Source organism: Aeromonas molluscorum 848 (genome assembly GCF_000388115.1).
GTDB classification, from domain to species: domain Bacteria; phylum Pseudomonadota; class Gammaproteobacteria; order Enterobacterales; family Aeromonadaceae; genus Aeromonas; species Aeromonas molluscorum.
Genome location: NZ_AQGQ01000274.1, coordinates 1 through 2,168, shown reverse-complemented (window position 1 = coordinate 2,168; position 2,168 = coordinate 1). Strand labels below are relative to the sequence as shown.

The following is a 2,168-nucleotide window of genomic DNA, read 5'->3' as shown; positions in this document are numbered from 1 at the left end:
AGGGGCGTCCTTGGGTAGTCCTCGTGTATCCTCGGGTAGTCTTAAAGATACCTGTAGTAAGTAATGTATAGAGAGATAGTATCTTGGGTATCTAATAGATGTCTTATAGATAGTCTTAGGGACGGGCGGAGGGAAGGAGAGAGAGGGGACCGGTCTTTCATTTCATTCAATGGTCAGGGTTTATTGTCTGCTGAAAGATGGTGTCCTTGCGAGATAATTATCTGTTTACTTTTGGTGTATTAGAGGTTTTAACTGCTGGTTGTATGCCAGATGTAATCGGTGTGTGTTACGTTGGTTATCATTGGGATGGTCGTCGGGAATGCGGACCTCGGGCAGTCGTCTGGATGGACCTCGGGTAGTCGTCGGGACAGACCTCGGGACAACAAACAGGGGCACTCAGACGAACAAGCCCAGAGTCGGCCCCAGCGCCTCCCAAACGACAAACCCCCAAGGTGTCGCGGTGAACAGCCTCGGGGGTCGATTGAAAGATTCGATCAAAGTGGGTCACTCGATCAGTTCTTTCTATTGGTCAGGGTAAATTAGCTTTCTCTAATGTACGTTGGGACAGTCTTGATGATAGGTCTTTTCGATGGCTCAAGGCTCTACCGATAGACACATTCGATCAACTCACAGCTCGCCTTCATCCTTCATCGCTTTCGCTATCCGGTAGGCTGTAGACCTCCCGATACCCAGCTCCTTAGCGACACCAGCAGGGGACAGGCCGCCTACCTTCAGACGCTCCTTGACCTTCTCTTCGTCCAGTTCCTTCGGTCGGCCCAAGTGCTTCCCTTGCTCCTTGGCCTTGGCTATCCCGTCCATCTGCCGCTCCTTCCTCAGCTCCAGCTCGAACTCAGCGAAGGCCCCCAGCATGGACAGCATCAGGCGGCCCTGTGCGCTCCCTGTGTCAAACGTCTGGTCCAGCACACGGAGGGTCACGCCTTTCTCTTCCAGCTTCTCCACGATAGCCAGAAGGTCAGCGAGAGAGCGGCCCAGACGGTCCAGCTTGGTGATCACCACTGTGTCCCCCTCTCGGACATACCCCAGCATGGCTTGGAGTTGCTGACGGTCTTTGGCTGACTTGCCGGACATCTTCTCCTGATAGACCTTCTCAGCTCCAGCCTCGGCCAGTTTGTCCAGTTGAACATCCAGCGATTGGCCGACAGACGACACACGCGCATAACCGATAATCTGTCCCATCACTCTCTCCTACTCAATCAACCAATGCCCAAGCTGTCATAGGGACTTTCCCCGCGTCGTAATGCCTTCCTGCTGCTATCTCAGCTTTCCGATGGTCAATCGCAGCAATGACCTTCAGTTCCTCTTGGAGGCCCGCAGAGGAAGCCCTATCGAGCATCCTCGGGGCGACTCTATCCAGTGACTTCCTGCTCTTGAATCGGCGTAGTCTGATAACCAAGTCAATCATTCGGAAACCTCCTTCATCTTCTCCCAAGCGAATCGCCAGCAATCAACAAAGCCAGCGATTGTATAACTTGATCCCTCCATGTGCAGCCTATAAAGTCCTTTACCAAGCGGCTCCATCTTCATCATTACTCTCCCCAGAGTTGATAGGTGATTCGCTCAGGCTTCCCCTAGTTGGCGCTAAGGGAAGCCATCCTCTTAGCAGTTGCGGAAGTAGCAGGTGCCAGACCTCACGAACTCCCCGTTAAGCTCCATGTCCCTCGCTACGGCTTGCCAGTCGATGTACCCACGGGCAGACGCTGGGATTGCCTCAAGTTGTCCTCCTTCCTCCCATTGCTCCATCGCCATGTCTTCGTCGCAGTCCCAAGACCCCATGTAGCGGTCCTGAATCTCTTCTGGTGCAATCTCACAGGCCAGCCCTGCCGCCAGTACCTCGGGCTCACAGTCCACCTCCAGCAGTTCCTCCAGAGCCTTCCAGTCAAAGCTCCCGTACTTGTGCAGGCAGTGAGAGGCCAGCCCTTCAGCATCCTGACAGTCCCAGTCTTGGGTCATCAGCTCGGCCACGTCTGCCGGTTCCATCCCAAGGGACTCTAGGTAGTCGCTCAGACCCCCAGCGTTGACGACCTCTTCAGCGTCAATCCAGCAGCCGTAGTCGATGCGGAACCAGTAGATGTAGACGTTGTGTTCTCCCATCCCAGCGGTATCCAGCACAGCCACACAGCGGTTGATGAAGGCTTGGTCCTCCAGTT

Annotated in this window: 3 protein-coding genes; all 3 read right to left on the bottom strand. The window is 54.5% G+C overall.

Annotated features, from left to right (window positions below):
- Positions 1–627: 627 nt before the first annotated feature.
- Entirely contained in the window at positions 628–1,197 is a 570-nt protein-coding gene (locus G113_RS19875) for a recombinase family protein (protein ID WP_005913352.1), read from the bottom strand.
- 13 nt (positions 1,198–1,210) lie between these two features.
- Positions 1,211–1,423 (bottom strand): Hha/YmoA family nucleoid-associated regulatory protein, encoded by a 213-nt coding sequence (locus G113_RS19870; RefSeq protein WP_005913350.1) that lies wholly within the window; start codon positions 1,421–1,423, stop codon positions 1,211–1,213.
- Between the two features lie 194 nt (positions 1,424–1,617).
- Positions 1,618–2,168: antirestriction protein ArdA (locus tag G113_RS19865; protein ID WP_040319434.1), on the bottom strand; the 551-nt coding region annotated here is incomplete at its 5' end.